General features: G+C 47.7%; 8 protein-coding genes. All 8 read right to left on the bottom strand.

Features of this window, described 5'->3' with window-relative positions; all coding sequences use genetic code 11:
- Nucleotides 1-175: 175 nt before the first annotated feature.
- The 8 genes from GJS45_RS02310 to GJS45_RS02275 all read right to left on the bottom strand — a co-directional run bounded on the left by GJS45_RS02310 (nucleotide 176) and on the right by GJS45_RS02275 (nucleotide 15,446).
- Complete coding sequence (locus GJS45_RS02310; protein WP_162339817.1) at nucleotides 176-4,279, bottom strand: hybrid sensor histidine kinase/response regulator transcription factor; 4,104 nt, start codon at nucleotides 4,277-4,279, stop codon at nucleotides 176-178.
- Between the two features lie 209 nt (nucleotides 4,280-4,488).
- Nucleotides 4,489-5,451 carry a nucleoside hydrolase gene (locus GJS45_RS02305; RefSeq protein ID WP_162339816.1) on the bottom strand — a complete coding sequence of 321 codons (963 nt, stop codon included), beginning with the start codon at nucleotides 5,449-5,451 and terminating at the stop codon, nucleotides 4,489-4,491.
- 17 nt (nucleotides 5,452-5,468) lie between these two features.
- Nucleotides 5,469-6,932, bottom strand: a complete 1,464-nt coding sequence (locus GJS45_RS02300; protein ID WP_235954549.1) for a sodium:solute symporter family protein — start codon at nucleotides 6,930-6,932, stop codon at nucleotides 5,469-5,471.
- Between the two features lie 66 nt (nucleotides 6,933-6,998).
- A complete protein-coding gene (locus tag GJS45_RS02295) occupies nucleotides 6,999-8,474 on the bottom strand; it encodes an aldehyde dehydrogenase family protein (protein ID WP_162339815.1) in 1,476 nt (491 codons plus the stop codon).
- Nucleotides 8,474-10,147, bottom strand: a complete 1,674-nt coding sequence (gene betA, locus GJS45_RS02290; protein WP_235954548.1) for a choline dehydrogenase — start codon at nucleotides 10,145-10,147, stop codon at nucleotides 8,474-8,476. The genes GJS45_RS02295 and betA overlap by 1 nt, the downstream gene beginning before the upstream one ends.
- Nucleotides 10,148-10,219: 72 nt before the next feature.
- Nucleotides 10,220-11,347: a PQQ-dependent sugar dehydrogenase gene (locus GJS45_RS02285; RefSeq protein WP_162339814.1), complete on the bottom strand. Its 1,128-nt coding sequence runs from the start codon at nucleotides 11,345-11,347 to the stop codon at nucleotides 10,220-10,222.
- Between the two features lie 72 nt (nucleotides 11,348-11,419).
- Nucleotides 11,420-13,864, bottom strand: coding sequence for a ligase-associated DNA damage response DEXH box helicase (locus tag GJS45_RS02280; protein WP_162339813.1), 2,445 nt, complete (start codon nucleotides 13,862-13,864; stop codon nucleotides 11,420-11,422).
- Nucleotides 13,854-15,446, bottom strand: coding sequence for an ATP-dependent DNA ligase (locus tag GJS45_RS02275; protein ID WP_162339812.1), 1,593 nt, complete (start codon nucleotides 15,444-15,446; stop codon nucleotides 13,854-13,856). Before GJS45_RS02275 ends, GJS45_RS02280 begins: the two co-directional genes overlap by 11 nt.
- Nucleotides 15,447-15,461: the final 15 nt, after the last annotated feature.

Genomic DNA, 15,461 nt, shown 5'->3' with positions numbered 1-15,461 from the left:
TATTCCCAATAGTCAAGAAATTGTTACATAGCCGTTTAAACAGGAACTGGACAAGGAATTTAATTGGTTTTCACCCCGGATTTTGAGAGTTAATCCATTTTAATGAGAAGCCTGGTAAGGATTGATAAGATCCAAAAATGCTTACCCAAATTTTAATTCCAAGTAAGGTCAAAAATCAGTTTTGTTTCACCTTACCTTTACGTAAATCGGAAATAAATTCAGTTGGGGTTTGTCCATAAAAACTTTTAAAACACTTGGCAAAGTAGGTCAGACTGTTGAACCCTACCGCATAGGCCACCTCACTGATATTTCCAGCTTGCTGTTCTAGAAGGTGGACCGCCTTTTTTAGTCGGTAGGTGCGAATCAAATCACCTGGTGACTGACCTGCAAGAGACTTTAATTTCCGGTGAAGGTGGACCCGACTAAGACCAAGTTCCTGACTAAAAAAAACAAGGTCAAACATTGGGTCTGAAAAATGTGCTTCCAGGATTCCCATCACCTTTTGCAAAAATCGCTCATCTACCGAATTCACTGCCATTTCTTTCGGTTGTAAGGTGACAGATCGACTGAAACGCTCCCGTAGACGCTGGCGGTAGGCAATCTGGTTTTGCACCCGTACCTGAAGCTCCTTCATGCTGAAAGGCTTTGTAAGGTACTCATCTGCCCCGGTTTCCAGCCCTGCTAATTTGCTTTCCATATCTGCTTTGGCTGTAAGCAAAATGACTGCGATATGACTGGTACGTTCATCCTTCTTCAGCCGATCGCAAAGGCTAATCCCGTCCAGCCCGGGCATCATCACATCACTGATGATCAGATCAGGTCCCAGCTCCAATGCCTTTTTCCATCCTATATTCCCATCTTCAGCCTCAAACACAGCAAATTCGGCTGGAAGGCTATTTTTAATAAAATGGCAAAGATCAGCATTGTCCTCTATCACAAGCACAATGGTTTGGTACTTTTTGGCTTTTTTTTCAATCTTATTGGGAACGGGAGTTTCGGAGATGAAATTGGCTTTATTTCCCAGAAGGTGCTGCTGTTTGATTAATAATTCTTTCTGCAGGTTTGACTCCGGCTTTTCTATGATCTGTAAAGGAAGCGTGATCAGGAAGTGGGAGCCTTCACCCGGTATACTGTCCACCCTGATGGTGCCACCGTGCAGCTCCACCAGCTCTTTGGTTAGCGCCAGTCCGATACCAGTCCCCTCATAGGCTCGGGTCAATGAGAGATCGGCCTGAAAGAATCGCTCAAACACTCTGGAGACCATTTCTTTTGGAATACCAACACCTGTGTCGTGCACGGAAATGTTCAACGATCCCTGTGCCGAATCGGGCCGATCTGCTTTTACTTCCAGCATAACTTCTCCACCCGCAGGGGTAAACTTGCAGGCGTTCGTGAGCAGGTTTGAAACCATTTTCTCCACCTTATCCGTATCGAAAAGCACCCAAAGAGAGTCCTGTGGTAATTGATATTTGTAGCGGATTCCTTTGTTGGCAAAAAAAGAAGAGAAAGAGCTTGATAATAGGGACAGAAAGCCGACTATATCTCCAGGTTGAAGTTGAAGTCGCAATTTCCCTGCCTCCAAACGAGACAGGTCCAGAAGCTGGTTGACCAGCTGTAGTAGACGATCGGCACTGCGTTGTATTAGCCTATAACCTAAAAGCCGGTCGGTAGGTTGTTTTTCCTGATGAGAAAATACTTCTACCGTGCCCAGGATTAGGGACAAAGGGGTACGGAATTCATGGGATATATTGGAAAAGAAGCGTGATTTAAGGGTGTCCATCTCACGAAGTTTTTCCGCCTCCACCTGCTGGAGATGCATACCTGCCTTTATGCGCTCCCGCCGTACCGTCTCCCGCTGTGCCATAAGCAGGCCCATCAAAAAGAGTAAGCCATATCCGGTGTAGGCCCACCATGTCTGCCACCATGGGGGTAAAATGCTAATGGAGGCTGAGGCACCTTCTTCATTCCACAACCCGTCATTATTGGAAGCCTTTACCCGGAAAGTATAATTTCCTGGTTTAAGGTCAGTATAATTGGCAGATCGGTTGGTGCCTGCATGGACCCAATTTCTGTCTACTCCTTCTAATTGGTATGCATACTGATTTTTTTCCGGCGCTGTGTAATCAAGAGCTACATAATTAAAGGATATAAAATTTTCATTATGGGAAAATTCCAGCTTTCCGTCCTCGGGTAAAGGAATGGGTTTTTCAAGAACACTGAGACCTGTAATATACACCGGAGGAATGTTACTGTTATCTTTGATGCTGTCCGGGTGGAATACGACAAATCCATTAGTGGTGCCAAAGAATAATTTACCATTTTTGCGGCTTTTACTCCCCTGGTTAAACATATTGCCGGGCAGTCCGTCCATGGTGCCGTAATTTTGGAAGGTCATCGTGTGAGGATCCAACTGGGAAAGACCTTTGCTAGTTCCTATCCACAAATTACCCCAATGGTCCTCCACAATACTTTCTATGTGGTTACTTGGCAAACCCTGGTTGACCGTGTAAGAAATAAATTTTTCCGTTTCGTCGTCAAACCGATTGAGGCCTCCCTGATTGGTCCCGACCCAGATTATTCCACGAGAATCTTCGTAGATGGCCCTGATGTCTTTATCTGTAATACTGCCAGGGTCATATGGATGGCGGGGCCTGTAATAGGTAAATTTTCCTGATTTGGGATTTAAACGGTTGATTCCCCTACCAGGAGTGGCAACCCAAATATCCCCGGATTGGCTTACAGTTATTGCGCTGACATTGTGATAATTAAATCCGGTTTTATCCTCTGGATCAAACCAGTAGTAAGTAAATTTCTTTATATCCGGATCAAAACTGACAAGTGCACCTTGGAAAATATAGCCCCCTTTGGAGCCACCAAACCATAGTTTCCCAGATTTATCTTCCGCTATGGCCTGAATCCGAACTGCAGTTGGGTATTGTATAAATTTGCCAGTCCCCTTATCCAGACATAATAAAGCCTGATCCGTACCTATCCACATGTTACCGCTGTGATCCAGGTAGGGAATAAAAAATTGGTTTTTGGATATTCCCGATGAATCGGCAAATGGAAGGTTAATTTTTTTAATGTCGTTAACCTTGGGGTCAAATTGAAACAATCCTCCACCGGGTATTTTGGAATCCTTTGTTTTCCCCGAATTCCCCAGCCATATTATTCCATTTTCATCTTCTACAAGATGTGTAATGTTATTCTCATCCAAATGAAACAGTTGGGGAGTAGGCTTTATCTGGAATGACCGGTAATCTTTGGTGTTGACCGTCAGTTTATTAATACCGTTGGTGGTGCCCACCCAGAGGTGTCCATTATTGTCCATCAGGACAGCTTGCACGGTATTGTTACTCAAGCTGCCTGGAAAAAGGGGGTCCGACCGAAAGGTAAGGACCTGATCGGTTTTCTTGTCTATCCGCTGTAAACCGTTGGTGGTAGTCAGCCATATAATCCCCGAATTGTCTTCGTAGAGTTTGCCATTGGTACCATTTATTATTTTATTGATCTGCCCCCCAGGATTATAGGAATTTAGCTGTGGCGAAGGATTTCGGGTATTTAAGCGGAAAAGTCCATCCCCATTGGTCCCCACCCAAAGGATTCCCTCCTTGTCTACATGCAAGGCTGTGAATTGAACAGCGGAGAATGAATCTAAAGAAACAGGAATAAATTTACCGTTAGAACGGTCAAAATGATACAGCTTTCCAGTGGAAGCAGCCCACAGCCTTCCCATAGGATCTTCGGCTACCGAAACAATCATTGTTGCTTCTTCAGGGGAGGGATAACAGGTCAAGGTGCGACTTTCTAGCTCAAATCTGGCTAATCCACCGGCACCGCTTATCCAAAAATCTCCCTTGCTGTCATCATAAATATCACCCAGGGCGTTCCAGTAAATGTCGCCAATAGAGTCAAGCAGGTAAGTAGTAACTTTGCCGGTGATTTTATCAATATGATTGAGTCCACCTCCTCGCGTAGCTAACCATAAATGACCATCTTTGTCCTCAGCAATGTCGGAAATAACATTGTGGCTAAGGGTTTCCAACGCATTATCGGGATCTGGTTGAAATACAGTAAACGTGTATCCATCAAACCTGTTCAATCCCTCCCAGGTACCAAACCAGATAAAACCCTCTTTGTCTTGATGAATACTTAATACCCTATTGTGAGATAGTCCATCCTGCTCGGATAAATGCTCAAAGCTTAATTCTGATTGAGCCTTAAGACCTGTTATGTCCCAATGCAAAACCAATAACAGTAGTAGGTAGAACAATTTCATAGCAGAAAATTGGTTATTGCAAGACGAAACGAAAATACCTGATTCAATCAAAAATAATTCGTTCTCCCTATTCCACCATTTTATTTTTTACCCTCCGTTTTCAGCAAAGGATCAACTTATTATCACTTTGTGAATCAGATCATTAAATAAATATACCAAATAGAATAAATTATTACAAAAAATATTTAAAGAGGCAAAAAAACGGTATTTTAAAACCCATCCCGATAGATGCCTACCATCAGGGCATCAATAATTTTGGCCAGCTCCCTCGGTGGAGTCTTTTCGGTCAGGTACTGTTGATGGGCACCTTCATCTCGTTTCCATGCATTGCTGCCATCTTCCCGAACCAGAGCCTTGCCACTGGGGGATAAGTTCCAGTAGCTGTCGGGAGAGATAAGGTACAGCAAAATCGATTGGTCCCAGCTTTGCCTTCCCGCAAAATCATTGTATCGTTCGTACCCCATGTAAACGGGGCTTGCCGGGGAAAGGGATTTTTTCAAGTAGGTCCCGCCCGTGATGATATTATTGCCAATCTCCCAGCCGGAATAAATCACCCTGCCCGGCCATTGATCCACTGCTATTTTGGTAGATTCCGGATCCGGCCTATAAAAATTTGCTTCTTTGCCTTCGGGAAACTGACCGCCCATGCAGGCCCATAGTTTTACCTTTTTTTCAATCAATTCCAGTCCGGAAAGTTCACTGATGGCATCCGGAGCGGATTCGATGAGATGCCTGAGATTAGTCAAATGGCCGATGGTCACAATGGTGACGCTACTGTCCGGTTCCGCTGCCAGCAGCTTGCGATAAAGTTGAATGGCATCTTCGGCATCGTCATAGTTTTGTAGCCGATGTGGAAAAGCCTGGGTAAGGGCCTTGGTGTATTTGGAAGCGTTTTCTAAGGGAATTCCTTTTTCAACGCCAATCGGAATGGTAGGGCGCTTGAAATAATGATTAAGGACATCGGCGCACTGGGGGGCAAAAAGGTCATTGCTGGTAACAATTATTCCCAAAATTTCTACGCGTTCGTGGTCGGCCAGGGTATGCAGCATGGCAATAGCTCCTACATCGTCAACATCCGAATCCAGATCGGTATCGAGAATTATTTTTTCGGTTTGAGCCAAGGTAATTACCGAAAGAAAGCAAAGGAGGGATAATAAAAACCAGGATTTCATGATTTAGTTCGATTTAATCATTTTTCGTGGGTGTCGGAAGTTTGTGGCGTTAATAGGGAAATGACAACAATGGTAAGTAAACTGGCCAGCATGGCAAAGGTTCGGAAAGGGAATTGGAGTCCTTCGACCGGATCATTCATGGGATAGGGTAGAAAGGGTTCAATCCCGAATATTGGCTCTCCACCTCCAAAGCGCAATACCAGCCCTACCAAAATCCCGGCGATGGCTCCGTACTGGTTGCTTTTTTTGAAATAAAGTGCCAAAACCAACTGTGGAAACAGGATGACATAGACCAAATCAGCACAAAGGTACCAAAGTTCGTACACACTTTGAAGCGTAAGTGCGAGCCAGGTGGCGATGGAGCCGATTCCCAGAATGGCCCAGCGGATGGTAGCTTTAATCTGTTTGTCTGTGCATCCCGGACGAAGCAGGGGCCGGTATAGGTTCCAGGTAAACATGGAAGCGGCCGAAAGCACGGAGGAATCGACGGAGGACATGACAGCCGCGGCTACGGCTCCCAGTCCCAGCGCCGCGATCAGGGGCGGGGTCATTTCCAATAGTACGTAAGGCAGGACCATGGTGGCCTCTGGTGCTACTCCCAGGGAAGAATTACTCCAGTCAAATCCCACACCGGCCAGGCCGATCAGCACGGCTGGTATAGCCATCAGCGCACAGCAAATTCCTCCATAGATGGAAAGCCGAACAGCTGACCGATCCGAACTCGAGGACAATACCCGTTGGAAATAGACTTGCCAGGGAATGCCTCCCATAATCAGCAGCAGTGCAAAATCCAGCCATACCCAAATGCCGTTTCCCCATTCCGGATCGTTGCCGGTAAACGCCTCCAGGGAAGGAAAAATTCGAAATCCATGACTGATACTCTGATCGTATAGGACCAGCGCCTGATCCATTCCGCCGATTTTATCCAGGGCAAATGGAATGCTGATACCCAGGCCAATGATGATAAAAATCAATTGCACTACATCCGTGTAGGCCACCGACCATAGTCCACCCAGCATGGTATAGCCTACGGCAATGGCGGCCGAGACGAGGATGGAGGTTTCCAGATCCAAACCGAAAATGGTGGCAAAAGTGATTCCCAGGGCCGCCAAAATGGCCGCACTCCAGAAAATTTCCCCGATCAGGGCAGGGATAAACAGAATGGCAGCGGTTTTTTTCCCGTATTTGTTTTCAAATACATCGATAAAGGTGGTGAATCCAAAACTCCGGATTTTACGGGCAAAGAACAAACCTCCGAGAATCAGGCTTAGGGCATAACCCCAGGGAGCCTGCGCCCATACCAGGCCACGGGCACTGTCAAACACTGCCTCGCTGGTACCAATGATGTATCCGCCTCCGACCCAAGTAGCAGTCATCGTAAAAATACCTATCCAGGCGGGCATTTTCCGACCTGCCAGCAACATTCCCTGGGAAGTTTGATCACCCGATTCCTTTCTGCTGGCATAATAGCCCGTGAGCAAAATGATCAGGTAAAAAAAAATGGTGACGATAATTCCTAGGCTTGTGGTGTCGATAGCGTTAAGGGGTTATTTCCCGAACCAGTTGAGGGCTTGGGGGTTGAAGTTTTGATAGACATGCTTGATCTCCTGAAATTCCTCCAGGCCGGTTGTGCCCAGTTCTCTGCCCAGGCCGGACTGCTTGTACCCTCCCCAGGGAGCCTGTGTAAAGTACACGTTAAAATCATTGATCCATATGGTACCAAAACGAAGGGCTTTGGACACCCTGGATATTCGACCAGGATCGTTTGACCAGAATCCTCCTGACAGACCATAAATGGTATCATTGGCCTGCCGTACGGCTTCCTCTTCGCTGTCAAATTTCTCCACATGCACGACGGGACCGAAAACCTCTTCCTGAACAATGCGCATTTCCGGAGTACAGTCGGTTAGTAGGGTGGGTTCATAAAAGAAACCCTGACTGAATTCAGATCCCGATGGCCTTTTGCCCCCGCAGACCAGTTTTGCACCTTCACGGATGGCTGTTTGAACGTGATTTTCTACTTTCTCCCGTTGATCTGCGGAAATAAGTGGACCCATTTGGCTGGTGTCTTCCATTCCGTTTCCTAGCCGTATTTTGCGGATTCTGGCTTCCAGTCGTTCCACCACCGCATCGTGGATAGTGGCGTGAACCATTACCCGGGTACCGGCCGAGCAGATTTGCCCGGCATGAAAAAAAACGCCGTTTAGGATAAAATCAATGGCGGTCTCCCAGTCCCCGTCTTCAAATAGGATATGCGGATTCTTCCCGCCCAGCTCCAATGCTACTTTTTTTACATTTCCGGCAGCTGCCTGCATGATTTTTTTGCCCGTTACTACCCCTCCGGTAAAGGAAATCATGTCCACCTCATGGCTTTCTGCCAGTTCGGCCCCGACCGTAGCACCCGCTCCGGTAACGGTATTGATAACACCTCTTGGGAAGCCTACTTTTTCGGCCAGTCGGGTCCATTCCAATGTGCTCAAGGGCGTGAGTTCACTCGGTTTGATCACCAGGGTGCAGCCGGCAGCCAGCGCAGGAGCTATTTTCCAGGCAGCTTGTAACAGGGGATAGTTCCAGGGACAGATCATGCCCACCACGCCAACCGGTTCTTTTTCCAGTCGGCTATGACTCTGGGGATTGGGACTGGCGATGACTTCTCCCGCATGCTTATCGGCCAGGCCTCCATAATAACGAAAGATACCCGCAATGTCATCCATGTCCCAGAGACTTTCGGTATAGGTTTTACCGGTATTGAGCGTTTCCAGTTCGGCCAACTTTTCTTTATTGGCGGCGATCAGATCTCCCAGTTCATAAAGCATCTTTCCCCGCTCCGGGGCGGGCATCTGGCTCCAGCTTTCTTCGTGAAAAGCTTTTCGGGCACTCTGTATGGCTGCCCGGGCATCGGAGCGATCTCCCTCAGCGACGAGGGCAATGGGCTTTTGATCAAAAGGATTGATGATGGTTCGTTGGTTACTGGCTATTGCCGTTACCCAGGAGCCATCCATAAAAAAGGGTTGTATAGTCATTAATGGGAAATTTGGTTTTTTTCCACTTCGGTTGAATGGGTGTAGTAGGGGGCCTGCTGCGGCGGCTCGGGGCTATTGCCCAACAAAATATCCGCTGCCTTCTCTGCAATCATGATTACCGGTGCATAGATATTGCCATTGGTAATGGCAGGCATCACAGAAGCATCTACTACGCTGAGGTTTTCAATGCCATGCACCTGTAGGTTGGCATCCACAACCGACTCATTATCATATCCCATTTTACAGGTACAACTGGGATGGTATGCGCTCTCACCTTCCCTTGCCACAAAGTCAAGAATTTCTTCATCCGTTTCTACAGCCCCACCCGGAGAGATTTCTTTTCCCCGCAGTTCGTCGAAAGCCGGTTGATTGACAAGGCTCCTTGTACAGCGGATGGCCTCTATCCATTCCTTGCGTTCTTGCTCCGTAGAAAGGTAATTGAACAAAATGCCAGGATATTCACCGGGATCGGAAGATTTTATCTTCACATGGCCTCTGACATCGGTGTTCATGGGGCCCACGTGAAGCTGGAATCCATGGCCTTCGTTCGGTGCCGAGCCGTCGTAGCGTATGGCAATGGGGAGAAAATGGTATTGCAGGTTGGGATAGGCGACTTCATCGTTACCGCGGATAAAACCTCCGGCTTCAAAATGGTTGCTGGCACCGATACCTGTTTTATTAAAAAGCCATTCCAGGCCGATTTTTGGTTGGTTGTAAAATTTAAGGGAAGGGTAGAGGCTGACTGGTTTTTTGGCAGCCCACTGCACGTATACCTCCAGGTGATCTTGAAGATTTTCACCGACCCCTTTAAGATCTGCTACTACCGGAATCCCCAGTTTTTTCAGTTCAGCACCGTTGCCAATGCCGGATAGCTGAAGAACCTGAGGGGAATTAATGGCTCCGCCGCTACAAATAATTTTCTCACCGTAGACCTTATGCGTTTTATTCCCTTTTATGTATTCCACCCCGATGGCTCGGTTTCCGTCAAATAGGATGCGGGAGACGGTGGATTTGAGGGAAATCGTCAGATTTTCACGGTCCTTCACCGGATGGATGTAGGCCCGCGCAGCATTCCAACGCTTTCCTTTATAGATCGTAGCATCAAATTTCCCAAATCCTTCCTGTTGATAGCCGTTTACATCCTCGGTAAGGGGATAACCGGCTTGCTGAACGGATTTAAAAAAGGCATCAAACAATGGGTTGTCGCATTTTGGGGTGGTAAGGTGCAAAGGACCTCCTTCTCCCCGGTAGTCATCGCCTCCGACCAAGCGGTTTTCCATGCGCTTAAAGTAGGGAAGGCACTGGGCGTACCCCCAATCCTCCAAGCCATCCATCGCAGCCCATTTTTCAAAATCCAACGCATTGCCCCGGATATAGATCATGCCATTGATACAACTGGAGCCTCCCAGCACTTTGCCTCTTGGCTGGTAGATCCGGCGGTTATGCATGTAGGGCTCCGGGTCGGAAGAGTAGCCCCAATTGTAAAAATTATTAGAAAGCGGGTAGGTAAGGGCAGCCGGCATGTGTATCCGAAAATCCCATGCATGGTCCATTCTACCGGCTTCTATGACGAGAACCTTGTTTTTTGAGTCTTTGCTTAGTCTATTGGCCAATACGCTTCCAGCAGAACCGCCGCCAATAATGATAAAATCATAGGTGTTTTTCGACATCATTTATTCTTTCTGCAACGATTCGTTTCTTTTTTTGCTGCTGCTCCCAGTTCATTTAATAGCAAGCGAATTAGGTTAGTTGGCGGAGGGGACGATTTTTACAACACCCTTTCCTTCCACACCGGCATAAATATAGCCATCGGGTCCCATCACTACGCTTCGGACCCTGCCCATACCGTCGATGATTTTTTCTCTTTTCGTTACCTTGTCCCCTTCTAGGGTAAGTTTTTCCAGATAAGCAAAGCTTAACGAACCTACCAACAAATCTCCCTGCCATTGAGGATACCGGTCACTGCTGACGACATCAAATCCACTCGGGGCAATGGAAGGAACCCAGTAATAAAGCGGTTGTTCCATACCAGGCTTGGAGGTTTCCTCGGTGAGAACGGTGCCATTGTAATTGATTCCGTACGATATTTCCGGCCAACCATAGTTCGCCCCTTTTTTGACTACATTTATTTCATCACCGCCGCGAGGGCCGTGTTCATGAACCCATATTTCTCCCGTCTCGGGATGTACGATCATTCCCTGTGGATTTCGGTGGCCGTAGGAATAAATTGCCTTTTTTGCTCCGGTGGAGTTTACAAAAGGATTGTCCGTCGGCACCTGTCCGTCATCGTGTAACCGGTATACTTTCCCGCCGTCCCGGGTAATGTCCTGGGGATTTTCATCCCGATTACCCCTTTCACCAATGGTAAAGAACAGGTATCCATCGGTATCAAACACGATTCTGGATCCATAATGCTGACCCTTCTCCGTGTTGGGGCCGGCTTTGTATAGCACTTCCTGATTCGTCAGGCGATCGCCTTCTAGCTTTGCGCGACTAATCGCCGTGTGTGCTCCATCTCCCGGTCCCTCTTCTGAGGAATAGGAAAGATAAATCCAGCCGTTGTTGGCATAATCCGGATGAAGTTCCACATCAAGTAATCCGCCCTGCCCCTTGGCCCATACGGCCGGGACTCCGCTGATTTCGGTTTTTTCTCCGTTTTTGAAATGGATCAGTTCTCCCGAACGCTCGGTGATGAGCAGGCTGCCATCGGGCAAAAATGTCATTCCCCAAGGTATTTTCAGGTCATCAACTACCGTTTCAATGGTGTAGTTGTCCCATTCAGGCTCAGTGACTTCCGGTCCATTGGGCGGTGTCTGGCCCATGCAAGCCACGTAAAGGCTGGTCATTAGCAGGGAAAGGAATAGTGATTTCATAAAGGCGTGATTTTGGTTTATGGTAACTAAATAAAAGGTTAAATTACACTTAAAATAGCTTCTAAACAAGTTTTAAGCCAGCAGTTCCGCCTGCAGACGCAGCACGCGGTCTTCCAATTTTTCGGAACTGAGACTGTTACTGCTCAGTCGGTCGACCATGATCGGAAAGGCAAATGGACTGATTCTCGGGGTAGTTAGCAACTGTATTTTTTGTCGGTTAATGCGTTCAATGACGTTTTCTAGACGGGTTTTTTCCATCTGAACATTCAATACTTCCCTTCTGGCCTGTTCTAATAGGAGATTGTCCGGATCATAGGTCTCAAATACGCCATACAGAATACCCGAACTGGCCTGTAAATGCCTGGTTTGAATACCCTTCCCGGGGTAGCCTTGAAATACCAGGCCTGCAATGGCCGCAATTTCCCGAAAGCGCCGTCTGGCCATTTCGCTTTCATTAATACTGGCATAGATATCCTCCATCAGATTATGGGCAGAAAATAAATCCTCTTCCAGGGCTTCTTCAATGGGAATGGGGCTATCAGAGAGTAATTCAAAGCCATAGTCATTCATGGCGATGCTCAGGCTGATGGGATTACTGATGCTAATGCGATACGCTAGTAAGGCAGCCAGCACTTCGTGTACAAACCTTCCCTCAAAAGGAAAGAAAAAAACGTGGAACCCTTCCTTGCTCTTGCATTTTTCTACCAATAGGGATTTCTGGTCCGGAATTTTGGACAGGGATGCCTGTAGGGCCAAAATAGGCTGAATAGTCTTTAGCTCTATGGAATCCTCTTGCTGATCAGCCGCTTTTTGCAACTCGGATCGAATTAGTTCGGCCAATCTGGACGAAAGAGGCATGCGCCCCCCCATCCAACGGGGAATGGTGCCGGTTTTCTTTTTTGACCTGCGTACCAGGGCTTTCATTTCTTTTATTTGGACAAACTCCAGGCTTTTTCCGGAAAACCAAAAAACGTCCCCCGGTTTTAACTTAGATATGAAACTCTCCTCCACCGAACCAATGTAACCTCCGGTCATAAATTTTACCTGGATCATGGGATCACTGACAATGGTACCCATAGACAAGCGATGGCGCATGGCCGTTTTCCTACTACTTACCTTGTAAAGCCCATCGGATTGGATTTCCACCTTTGAAAATTCTTCGTAGCTTCCCAGGGCATTGCCTCCGACGGTAATAAATTCCAGCATCCAGTTAAACGCCTGGCGGCTAAGTGATCGGAAGGAATGCGTGGACTGAATGACCGGAAACAGTTGGTCCGGATAAAAGCCTTCGCCCAAAGCAAGCGTGACCAAAAACTGAATCAATACATCGTAACAGTTTTCCAACGGAACCTGATCCTCGTATTGCCCGCTATGTATGGCCTGTCTTAGGGCACTTGCTTCTATCAATTCCAGGGAATGGGTGGGGATAAAATAGATTCTGCTAAGAGCTCCCGGTTGGTGGCCTGCCCTGCCTGCACGTTGGACAAAGCGCGTGACGCCTTTGGGACCACCTACCTGAATAACGGTATCCACCGGCCTGAAATCTACTCCCAGGTCCAGGCTGCTGGTGCAGACTACTAATTTGAGTTTTTTTTCATGGAGGGAAGCTTCTACCCAGGCCCGGACAGCCGGATCCAGGGAGCCGTGATGCATGGCCATTATTCCTGCCCATTCCGGTTTGGCTTCCAGAATTTTTTGATACCAGATTTCGGTTTGGGAGCGGGTGTTGGTAAATAACAAGACGCTTTGACTGGCTTCGATTACCGGTAGTATTTTATGGATCATTCTGATGCCCAGATGCCCGGACCAGGGGTATCGTTCCACTTCATCCGGCAAGATCGATTGTACCTGGATTTCTTTTTTGATTGCGGATCGGACGATAAGCTCCGGCTGCTCATCACCGAGCAATACCTGATGGGCTTGAGCCAGGTTGCCGATGGTAGCCGATATGCCCCAAACCTTTAGAGGCTGGATGGTCAAGGTGCGGAGATGGCTAAGGGCAAGTTGTACCTGAATGCCTCTTTTGTTGGCCAGCAGTTCGTGCCACTCATCGACGATAATCGCCTTCAGGTTTTTAAAAAGGAGGGGGTGATCCTTTTGGGTAAGCAGTAGGTGCAGGCTTTCGGGAGTGGTAATCAGGCATTCCGGCATCGATTTTTTTTGCTTCTGCCTTTCAGCGGTTCCGGTATCTCCATTTCGGACCCCTATTCGCCAAGGCAGGCCGGTTTCTTCGCAAACCCGGCTCATGGCCTGGTGTATGTCCTGCGCCAAGGCCCGCAGGGGGGTGATCCAGATAACCTGCAAGCCATTTTTCTGAGGCTTCTTCCAAGAGTCGGGATGCTCCCGCACGTATTCCATCAGCACGGGCATCCACAGCGCCATGGTTTTGCCGGAGCCGGTAGGAGCGTTCAGTAAGCCGCTTTGGCCTTGCAGGTAGTGTTTCCAGCAGGATTTCTGAAAATCAAACGCCGTCCATCCTTTCTCTTGAAACCAGTTCTCTGCCCAGCTACTTTCCATATTTTTCCAATAAATGCTGTAAATCTTCCAGAGAATTGGCTTCCTCAATGGGTTTGTCTTTTCGCCAGCGGTGAATTCGTGGAAACCGAAGTGCTATCCCGGATTTATGCCTCGAACTCTCCTGAATGCCTTCAAACGCAATTTCAAAAACCAAGCCGGGTTTGACTGTCCTTACCGGGCCAAATCGCTCTCGGGTATTTTTTTTGACATAGGTATCAACTGATTTCATCTCCGCATCCGTCAGGCCGGAATAGGCCTTCGCAAAAGGAACCAGCGCATCCCCATTCCAAACCGCAAGGGTGTAATCCGAATACATATTTGCCCTGCGCCCGTGGCCTTTTTGGGCATAAATCATCACCCCATCAATGGTAAGAGGGTCTATTTTCCATTTCCACCATCCTCCTCTTTTTCTGCCGGTTTCGTACACCCCATCTTTTCTTTTTAGCATCAATCCTTCCGCTTTCACCTCTCTGGATTGGGCTCGGATTCGAGCCAATTCCGTCCAGGTAGGGGCAGCGAGTACCTGTGAAAGTAATAGGTTAGCTTCAGAATGAGATCCGACCAGTCTTTCCAGGGTTTTTCTTCTTTCGGAAAGTTTCCAATGCCGAACGTCCTGGCCTTCCCATTCCAGTAAATCATAGGCCATAAAGGAAACCGGTGCTTCTCTTAAAAGACGGGTACTGACATTTTTCCTACCCAATCGGGTTTGCAATAGGCCAAAAGGAAGTGGCCGACCTTCCTGAAAAGGCATGATTTCACCGTCCAAAGCGGAGCCATCCGGAATGGTTTTTCCCATGGCTTCCAATTCCGGAAATTTATCCGTAACTAATTCTTCTCCCCTGGACCAAATAAACACCTCCCCACCGCGATGGATAAGTTGGCCCCGGATACCATCCCATTTCCACTCGGCCTGCCAGTCTGACCTTTCTCCGGGTAAGTCATCGGGTTTTTCCAATGGATGCGCCAGAAAAAATGGATAGGGACGGGAAAGATCTGTAGAAAGATCCGATTGAAACATCAGATCATTAAAAGATGTTTGCCAGGGATTCCAGTTGCCCATGATCCGATGTGCCACGGCCGTTTTTTCCAAACCAAAGGTGGTCGCCAATGCCCTGGTAATGAGTTGCTGGCTCACACCAATCCGAAAACCGCCGGTTATCAGCTTATTAAAGACCAGGCGCTCCTCTTTGGTTAGGATTTGCCAGGCTTGGCGAATGGCTGCTTTTTTATCGATCTCGTCGCAGTTTCTGAGTGCTTCCAAAAACTGAATCCATCCATGCAAGGGCCTGTCGGAATGCCCCTTAGATTCAGGGAGGACGAGGGCGATGGTTTCGGCCAGATCTCCAACCGTTTGATACGATTCTTCAAACAGCCAATCGGGAATTTCGGCAATCTCACAGCATAAGTCCCGAAGTTGTTTGCTGTTTATGGTTCTTTTGGGTCGTTTATGGGTGAAAAGCGCCATGGTCCAAAGACGGTCCTGGTCCGGAGCCTCGGCAAAATAAGCTTCCAACAGCCCTAATTTATCTCCGGTCTTGTTGGTCTGATCTAGCTGCTTGATCAATTTTGAAAATCTTTTCATCCCAGTTTAATGATT

This window comes from Cyclobacterium salsum (genome assembly GCF_010119245.1).
Classification (GTDB): domain Bacteria; phylum Bacteroidota; class Bacteroidia; order Cytophagales; family Cyclobacteriaceae; genus Cyclobacterium; species Cyclobacterium salsum.
This window is presented reverse-complemented; position numbering and strand designations above follow the sequence as displayed.

What these genes read in the sequence shown, in the direction of transcription:
- GJS45_RS02305 (WP_162339816.1), bottom strand. Translation starts at nt 5,451, where the DNA reads ATGAAATCCTGGTTTTTATTATCCCTCCTTTGCTTTCTTTCGGTAATT.
- GJS45_RS02295 (WP_162339815.1), bottom strand. Translation starts at nt 8,474, where the DNA reads ATGACTATACAACCCTTTTTTATGGATGGCTCCTGGGTAACGGCAATA.
- GJS45_RS02285 (WP_162339814.1), bottom strand. Translation starts at nt 11,347, where the DNA reads ATGAAATCACTATTCCTTTCCCTGCTAATGACCAGCCTTTACGTGGCT.
- betA (WP_235954548.1), bottom strand. Translation starts at nt 10,147, where the DNA reads ATGATGTCGAAAAACACCTATGATTTTATCATTATTGGCGGCGGTTCT.
- GJS45_RS02275 (WP_162339812.1), bottom strand. Translation starts at nt 15,446, where the DNA reads ATGAAAAGATTTTCAAAATTGATCAAGCAGCTAGATCAGACCAACAAG.
- GJS45_RS02310 (WP_162339817.1), bottom strand. Translation starts at nt 4,279, where the DNA reads ATGAAATTGTTCTACCTACTACTGTTATTGGTTTTGCATTGGGACATA.
- GJS45_RS02280 (WP_162339813.1), bottom strand. Translation starts at nt 13,864, where the DNA reads ATGGAAAGTAGCTGGGCAGAGAACTGGTTTCAAGAGAAAGGATGGACG.